Below are 7,379 nucleotides of genomic sequence, written 5' to 3'. Positions count from 1 at the left end.
GGGGCCGGGTTGAAGTCCTTCGCCCGCAAGGAAGCGGCGCGGCCTCTGGGATAAGGCGGCCAAGGCACGCTCCCGCCCACCCACCCGGCGCGCCTTGGCCGCCCCCGGCCGTCGCGCGGGATGATCCAGCAAACAAAAGGGGCGCAGCCAGACGCGCGCCCCTTTTCACCTTGTTGCAAATACTCACCTTTTGACGGTCGCCGTGCGCACCGCCTGCCGGCTCAGCAGAACCCCTCGGCCAGCCTTAGCTCGCCCCAGGCCTTGCCCCGCCAGTTGGTCAGCGGCCCTCCCAGCCGTTTCAGCGCCATCGGGTGCTGGCCATCCAGCACGCCCAGCCACGACAGGATCGCCACGATCGCCGCTTCCGAGGCCCGCGTCGCCCCATCGGTGATCTTCAGCGCCACGCCCAGCCCTTTGGACGGGATCATCGCCACGAAGACCGCCTCGGCCCCGGTCTTGATCGCCACGCCGTCCATCACGCGCATCAGCTCGGTGCAGGCTCGGCCTTCACCGGCAACCATCTCGGGATGCGCGGCCATTGCCTCGCGCAGGCTGACCATGGCGCGGCCGCGCGCATCGGTCTCGGTCGCGGTCGCAAACCGCGCCATCGCGCGGGCCAGCCCGCCGACCGATGTGGCGAAGTTGGGTGCCGAGCAGCCGTCGATGCCGTAGCCGGGGCTGTCCTCGCCGGTGACCTCCTCGAAGGCCGCTTTCACGGCTTTCTGCACCGGGTGATCCAGCTCGACATATTCCGAGCCACCGCCCAGATGCTTGTTCAGCATCAGGAAGCCCGTGTGCTTGCCCGAGCAGTTGTTGTGCAGCTGGCAGGCGGAATCGCCGGTGCAGATCAGCCGGTTGCGCTCGGCCACGTCGGACGGGTCCTGCACGCCGCAGCGCAGATCGCCCTCGGACAGGCCCATCTCGGCCAGCCACTCGGAGACAGCGCCGGTATGGATCGCCGCGCCTTGATGCGAGGCACAGCTCAGCGCCAGCCGCTTTTGCCACAGTCCGGCACCCGCGCCCGTTTCCAGCAGCGGCAGCGCCTGCAGCATCTTGCACGACGATCGGGGATAGATCACCGCCGCCGGATCGCCCCAACTCTCCACCACGCCGCGGGAATCGCAGATCACCGCATGGCCGCGGTGCAGGCTCTCCAGCCGCCCGCCGCGCCAGACTTCGACCAGGGGCACGTCCCCGAAAGCCACGTCGCTCACGCCCGTCTCCTTCACAGTTGCGCAATATTCCGCCAACGGGGGTTTCTCAGGCCCCGAAAATCGCGGTATGACGCAATCTACCGGGCAAACCCCTGTTGCGCCATGTGAAAGCCTTGTGCGAAAAGGCCGGACGCCGGGGTTAATGACACACGCTGGAGGCACTGAAGGCAGATGGCAGCATCGTTCAAATTCGGCGCGATGGGCGCGGTGATGGCCATGGCGGCCGCTCTTCCCGCGCAAGCGCAGGATTCGACCAACCGGGTCGCGGTAGAAACCGCATGGAGTGTTTTCGTTGACGGCACGCCGCGCGAATGCTGGGCCGTCTCGGCTCCGCAGGAAACGGTGAACACGCGGGACGGCCGGGCCGTGTCGGTGCGCCGGGGCGACATCCTGCTGTTCGCGACCTACCGTCAGGGACAGGGTTCGACCGCCGAGGTTTCGTTCACCGGGGGCTATCCCTTCGCGAGCGACTCGACCGTCGACGTCACGATCGGCACGGATACGTTCCAACTGATCGTGGATGGCGAATGGGCCTGGGCCGCGTCGCCGGAAGAGGATCAGCGCATTCTCGACGCGATGCGCCGGGGCCAGAGCGCCGTTCTCAGCGCGCGCTCGACCCGTGGCACGCGCACGCAGGACACGTTCAACCTCTTCGGCATCACCGCCGCGACCGAGGAAGCCCAGCGCCGCTGCGCCGAATAAGCGCCGCGTCCGCACAGAATTCGGGACCGCCGGGCTGTTCAGCCCGGCGGTCTTTTCCTATATGCTGGCCTTCTAGCCAGAGAACCTGATGCCGCCGCGCTGCCAGATGGAGACGCGCATGTCCGCCCCGATCACCCAAGACGTCCTGACCATTCCGCGCAAAGCCCCTGAGGGCGAGACGCCGAACCTCATCGGCATGACCCGCGAGCAGCTGCGCGCGGCGCTGATCGAACATGGGACGCCCGAGAAGCAGGCGAAGATGCGCGAGGGCCAGATCTGGCAGTGGCTCTACCATTGGGGCGTGCGCGAATTCACCGCGATGACCAACCTGTCGAAGGATTACCGCGCCTTCCTCGACCGGACCTTCCAGATCAAGCTGCCCGAGGTCGTGACCAAGCAGGTCTCGGCCGATGGCACGCGCAAGTATCTGCTGCGCATCGACGGCGGGCATGAGGTCGAAACGGTCTACATCCCCGAGGAAGGCCGCGGCACGCTCTGCATTTCCTCGCAGGTCGGCTGCACGCTGACCTGCTCCTTCTGCCACACCGGCACGCAAAAGCTGGTGCGCAACCTGACGGCTGCCGAGATCGTCGGTCAGGTCATGGTCGCGCGCGATGATCTGGGCGACTGGAACACGCCCGGAGAGCCCAAGCGTGAGGAGCGTCTGGTTTCCAACGTCGTGCTCATGGGCATGGGCGAGCCGCTTTATAACTTCGACAACGTCCGCGACGCGATGAAGATCGTCATGGACGGTGAGGGCATCTCGCTCTCGCGCCGTCGGATCACCCTGTCCACCTCGGGCATCGTGCCGGAAATCGCCCGCACGGCCGAGGAAATCGGCTGCCTGCTGGCGATCAGCTTCCACGCCACCACCGACGAGGTGCGCGACAAGCTGGTGCCGGTGAACAAGAAATGGAACATCGAGACGCTGCTGAAGGCCCTGCGCGACTATCCGCGCCTGTCGAATTCCGAGCGGATCACCTTCGAATACGTCATGCTCAAGGACGTCAACGACAGTGACGAGGACGCGCGTCGTCTGGTCAAGCTGATCCGCGGCATCCCGGCGAAGATCAACCTGATCCCGTTCAACGAATGGCCCGGCGCGCCCTACCAGCGTTCGGATTGGGAGCGGATCGAGGATTTCGCCGACATCATCTTCAAGGCCGGCTATGCCTCGCCGATCCGCACCCCGCGCGGTGAGGACATCATGGCCGCCTGTGGCCAGCTGAAATCCGCGACCGAGCGGGGCCGCAAGTCGCGCGCCCAAATCGCCGCCGAGGCCGCCGGCACGGCTGCCGGCGCCTGAGCCCATGCCCGCGCTGCTGCTCCTCGTGGTGATCGGCGCGGCGGCGGGGGTTTTGGCGACCCGCCTGATGCGCGTGAACACCGATCTGCCCACGGCCATGGTGCTGGGGGTGATCGGCGCGCTGGTCGGCGGCTTGGGCCTTCGGGCGCTCGTGACGGTCGGCGGCTGGGCCGTAACCTTCGTGCTGGCTCTCATTGCTTCGATGCTGCTCATCTGGATCTGGCAGCACCTCAAGCGCTGAACTTTCGGTGAGCGCCTGCGCGCTCTGCGTTGAACGCGGCCCTCGCGTCCCCATCTGCAAAGGGACAGTTATGGGGAGACCACGATGTTCGACGCACGCCGCCTTCTGGATCAGGTGATGAATTCCTCGCAAGGGCAGGACCTTGCGCGCATGGCCGGGGGGCTGACCTCAGGCCAGGGCGGGTCGTCCAATCGCAATGACCTCCTGAAAGGCGCGGTGGGCGGTGGTCTCGTCGGGCTTCTGATCGGCAACAAATCCACCCGCAAGATGCTGGGCAAAGGCGCGGGCACGGCGCTGAAGCTGGGCGGCATCGCCGCCGTCGGCGCGCTCGCCTACACTGCCTATCAGCGCCACAAGGCCGGGCAATCCGGCTCGGGTGAGGCCGCACCCGCGCAGATCGCCCCGCCGCCCGCCGACAGCCGCTTCGCGCCGCAGAACACCCCCGCCGGGGCCGAGGGCGTCGCGCGCGGCATCCTTGTGGCGATGATCCAAGGGGCCAAGGCGGACGGGCATGTCGATGCCGAGGAACAGCGCCGGATCTTCTCGCATGTCGAGACTTTGGGGCTGGACCCTGACGCCAAGGCCTTCGTGATGGACGAACTCGCGGCCCCCTTGGACATGGCCCGCGTTACTGCCCATGCCGCCTCGCCTGAGGTCGCGGCCGAGCTCTACGCCGCCTCGCTGCTGGCCATGGATCCCGACACGCCCGAGGAGCGCCGCTACCTCGACCGCCTCGCCGGCGCCCTCAACATCGAAGACGGCCTTCAGCGCGAGATCGAACTGACGGTCAATTCTGGCGTGTGACCCGTCAGGACGGGTCGCGCCAGCGATTGACCATCGGATAGCGCCGGTCCAGCCAGAAAGCGCGCGTCGTCAGGCGCGTGCCGGGGGCCGATTGGAAGCGCTTCCACTCGCTGATGTAGAGCAGATGCTCGATCTTCTTCACCGTCTCGCGCGCGAAGCCTTCGGCGACCAGTTCCTCGACCGACATCTCGCGCTCGACCAGCCCGTCGAGGATCGCGTCCAGCACCGGATAGGGCGGCAGGCTGTCCTCGTCCTTCTGATCCTCGCGCAGCTCGGCCGAAGGCGGCTTGTCGATGACCCGCGGCGGGATCACCACGCCTTCGGGCGCCAGCATCCACGGCCGATGGTTGGCATTGCGCCAGCGGCAGGTTTCGAAGACGCGGGTCTTGTAGAGATCCTTGATCGGGTTGTAGCCGCCATTCATGTCGCCATAGATCGTCGCATAGCCGACCGCGACCTCGGATTTGTTGCCCGTGGTCAGCAGCATCGCGCCGGTCTTGTTCGACACCGCCATCAACAACAGGCCGCGCAGGCGCGACTGGATATTCTCTTCGGTCACGTCGGGGGCGAGGCCTGCGAACAGCGGCGCCAAAGCCTCGGTCACCGCTGCGCGCGAGCCACTGATCGGCACGGTATCCAGCTTCGTACCCAAAGCCCGCGCCACCGCCTCGGCATCCTCCAGCGAATGGGCCGAGGTGTATTCCGACGGCAGCATGAGGCAGTGGACATTCTCCGGCCCCAGCGCATCGGCAGCGATCGTGGCGACCAAAGCCGAGTCGATCCCGCCCGAGAGCCCCAGCAGCACGCGCTTGAAGCCCGACTTGTGCAGGTAATCCCGCGTGCCGGTGACCATGGCGTGGTAATCGCGCTCCCAATCGTCGGGCAGGGCGGTTTTCTCGCCTGGCTCGGCGCGCCAGCCCTCGTCGGTCTCGGTGAAATCGACATGCACGATGCTGTCGAGGAACCCCGGCAGCATATGCGTCAGATGCCCGCCTGCGTTCAGCACGAAGGAGGTGCCATCGAACACCTGATCGTCCTGCCCGCCATGCATGTTCAGATAGACCAGCGGCAGCCCGGTCTCGATCACGCGCTGCACCATCAGGCCCATGCGGGTGTCGAAGCGGCCGCGCGAATAGGGCGAGCCATTGGGCACCAGCAGGATCTCGGCGCCGCTTTCGGCCTGCGCCTCGGCCACATCCTCGTGCCAGGCATCCTCGCAAATGGGCGTGCCGATGCGGATCGGGCCGACGCGATAGGGGCCCGAGATATCGGCGGGGGTGAAGAGACGCTTCTCGTCGAACACGAGGTCATTGGGCAGATGGTGTTTCTTCACCACCGAGGCCACGCGACCGCGCTCGAGGATATAATAGACGTTGTAAAGCGCGCCGCCCTCGATCAGCGGGCCGCCGATGCCGATCGCCGGCCCCTCGGCGCAGGCTTCGGCCAGGGCGCGGATTTCGGCCATCGCGGCTTGCACGAAGGCGGGTTTCATCACCAGATCCTGCGTCTGGTAGCCGGTGATGAACATCTCGGGGAAGGCGACCATGTCGGCGCCCGCGTTCTTGGCCTCGGCCCAGGCGGCGCGCGCCTTCTCGGCATTGGCCGCAAGGGCGCCCACGGTCGGGTTCAGCTGGGCCAGGGTCAGGCGGAAGGTCTGGGTCATCGCGGGTCCGTCATCTGCTCCAGCGATACATAGCAGCCCTGACGGCGAGGGAAAGCGCGTCCTGCCCTCTCACCTTGTCCCAAATACTCGCCTTGCCCGGCCCGCCGTCCCGCGCGGCGCTCATTCGAGGATGACGTAATCCTTCAGCATCGTCTCGGTCACTTCCCAGACGCCCGAAAGGCCGGGGCGGATGACGACGGAATCGCCCGCCTTCATCTCGATCACCGTGCCGTCGTCGCAGGTCAGCACCGAGCGGCCGGAATGGACGCGGATATATTCCCATTCCGAATAATCGAAGCGCCAGGCGCCAGGGGTAGATTGCCACAGGCCGGCATAGAGCCCGTTGCGATCCTCGAAATTCCAGGTGGTGTGCACCGGGTCGCCCTTGACCACATTGGCGGGGTCGGGGCGGCTGACATCGGGGTCGACGCCGTCTTGGGTCATGCGGAAGATGAGATCGCTCACACGGGGCTCCGGTCTGAAAGGGATGATAGCCTGACGGGTATGATTCCGGGGGGCCAGAATGCCGTCACGTCGCAGCCCCGGCAAGACGCCGCGTCGCGTCTGGACTTCGCGCGTGCCCGCCTCCTACCGTTACGGCAATCTGGAGGAAAATCATGCGCCATCTCGACGATCTGAAACTCGACTTCACCACGCTGACGGTGGACGAGGACGGCATCGCCACGCTCACCCTGAACCGCCCCGAGAAGCGCAATGCGCTCAATGCGGCGACGGTGGACGAACTCATCGACATCTTCACCGTCGTGCCGCGCTCGGGCGTGCGGGCGGTGGTGCTGAAGGCCGCCGGGACGCATTTCTGCGCCGGTCTCGATCTGGTGGAGCATCATCAGGAAGACCGCCGGCCCGAGGATTTCATGCATGTCTGCCTGCGCTGGCACGAGGCGTTCAACAAGATGGAATACGGCGGCGTCCCGGTGATCGCGGCGCTGAAAGGGGCCGTGGTCGGTGGCGGACTTGAACTGGCCTCGTCCGCGCATATCCGGGTGGCCGATGCCAGCACCTATTTTGCTTTGCCCGAGGGGCAGCGCGGGCTGTTCACCGGCGGTGGGGCGACGATCCGGGTGGCGGATCTGGTCGGCAAGGCGCGGATGATCGACATGATGCTCTCGGGTCGGGTTTATCAGGGCGACGAGGCGATCTCGGTCGGGTTGGCGCAGTATCTGGTCGAGGACAGCGAGGCGAAGGCCTACGAATTGGCCCGCGCGGCGTCGACCAACCCGCCATTGTCGAACTTCGCCATCTGCTCGGCGATCAGCCATATGCAGAACATGTCGGCGCTGGATGCGGCCTATGCGGAATCGGTGGTGGCAGGGATCGTCAACACCCAGCCGGCGAGCCGGGGACGGCTGGCGGCCTTCGCCGACAAATCCGCCGCGCGCGTTCGGCCGAACGAGTAAGGCAGCGGCCGAAGCGCACTCCCGCCCACCC

The 7,379-nt window shown here is 66.4% G+C and carries 8 protein-coding genes; 5 read left to right on the top strand and 3 right to left on the bottom strand.

Features of this window, described 5'->3' with window-relative positions; translation table 11 throughout:
• Positions 1-221: 221 nt before the first annotated feature.
• Positions 222-1,205 carry an asparaginase gene (locus BCY78_RS24030; RefSeq protein WP_139103315.1) on the bottom strand — a complete coding sequence of 328 codons (984 nt, stop codon included), beginning with the start codon at positions 1,203-1,205 and terminating at the stop codon, positions 222-224.
• Between the two features lie 180 nt (positions 1,206-1,385).
• Between BCY78_RS24030 and BCY78_RS24025 the strand changes: the two genes are divergently transcribed.
• From BCY78_RS24025 to BCY78_RS24010, 4 genes are all read left to right on the top strand, one after another.
• Positions 1,386-1,916 carry a hypothetical protein gene (locus BCY78_RS24025; RefSeq protein ID WP_369808729.1) on the top strand — a complete coding sequence of 177 codons (531 nt, stop codon included), beginning with the start codon at positions 1,386-1,388 and terminating at the stop codon, positions 1,914-1,916.
• A 118-nt stretch (positions 1,917-2,034) separates the two neighbouring features.
• Entirely contained in the window at positions 2,035-3,222 is a 1,188-nt protein-coding gene (gene rlmN, locus BCY78_RS24020) for a 23S rRNA (adenine(2503)-C(2))-methyltransferase RlmN (RefSeq protein ID WP_139103313.1), read from the top strand.
• A gap of 4 nt (positions 3,223-3,226) precedes the next feature.
• The gene (locus tag BCY78_RS24015; RefSeq protein WP_068306858.1) at positions 3,227-3,463 is read left to right on the top strand and encodes a GlsB/YeaQ/YmgE family stress response membrane protein; all 237 of its coding nucleotides are present in this window, start codon (positions 3,227-3,229) and stop codon (positions 3,461-3,463) included.
• Between the two features lie 84 nt (positions 3,464-3,547).
• Entirely contained in the window at positions 3,548-4,267 is a 720-nt protein-coding gene (locus BCY78_RS24010; RefSeq protein WP_068306857.1) for a tellurite resistance TerB family protein, read from the top strand.
• A gap of 4 nt (positions 4,268-4,271) precedes the next feature.
• Here the strand turns inward: BCY78_RS24010 and BCY78_RS24005 are convergent, their stop codons facing one another.
• The gene (locus BCY78_RS24005; RefSeq protein ID WP_068306856.1) at positions 4,272-5,930 is read right to left on the bottom strand and encodes an NAD+ synthase; all 1,659 of its coding nucleotides are present in this window, start codon (positions 5,928-5,930) and stop codon (positions 4,272-4,274) included.
• A gap of 120 nt (positions 5,931-6,050) precedes the next feature.
• The gene (locus BCY78_RS24000; protein ID WP_068306854.1) at positions 6,051-6,395 is read right to left on the bottom strand and encodes a cupin domain-containing protein; all 345 of its coding nucleotides are present in this window, start codon (positions 6,393-6,395) and stop codon (positions 6,051-6,053) included.
• 152 nt (positions 6,396-6,547) lie between these two features.
• Between BCY78_RS24000 and BCY78_RS23995 the strand changes: the two genes are divergently transcribed.
• The gene (locus BCY78_RS23995) at positions 6,548-7,348 is read left to right on the top strand and encodes a crotonase/enoyl-CoA hydratase family protein (protein WP_068306852.1); all 801 of its coding nucleotides are present in this window, start codon (positions 6,548-6,550) and stop codon (positions 7,346-7,348) included.
• Positions 7,349-7,379: the final 31 nt, after the last annotated feature.

This window comes from Pararhodobacter sp. CCB-MM2, assembly GCF_001691415.1.
In the GTDB taxonomy this organism is placed as follows: Bacteria; Pseudomonadota; Alphaproteobacteria; order Rhodobacterales; family Rhodobacteraceae; genus Pararhodobacter.
The sequence above is the reverse complement of the archived record's forward strand: the minus strand, read 5'-3'. Positions and strand labels throughout refer to the sequence as shown.

Coding starts and splice junctions, on each gene's coding strand:
- BCY78_RS24025 (WP_369808729.1), top strand. CDS start 1,386: ATGGCAGCATCGTTCAAATTCGGCGCGATGGGCGCGGTGATGGCCATG.
- BCY78_RS23995 (WP_068306852.1), top strand. CDS start 6,548: ATGCGCCATCTCGACGATCTGAAACTCGACTTCACCACGCTGACGGTG.
- BCY78_RS24015 (WP_068306858.1), top strand. CDS start 3,227: ATGCCCGCGCTGCTGCTCCTCGTGGTGATCGGCGCGGCGGCGGGGGTT.
- rlmN (WP_139103313.1), top strand. CDS start 2,035: ATGTCCGCCCCGATCACCCAAGACGTCCTGACCATTCCGCGCAAAGCC.
- BCY78_RS24005 (WP_068306856.1), bottom strand. CDS start 5,930: ATGACCCAGACCTTCCGCCTGACCCTGGCCCAGCTGAACCCGACCGTG.
- BCY78_RS24010 (WP_068306857.1), top strand. CDS start 3,548: ATGTTCGACGCACGCCGCCTTCTGGATCAGGTGATGAATTCCTCGCAA.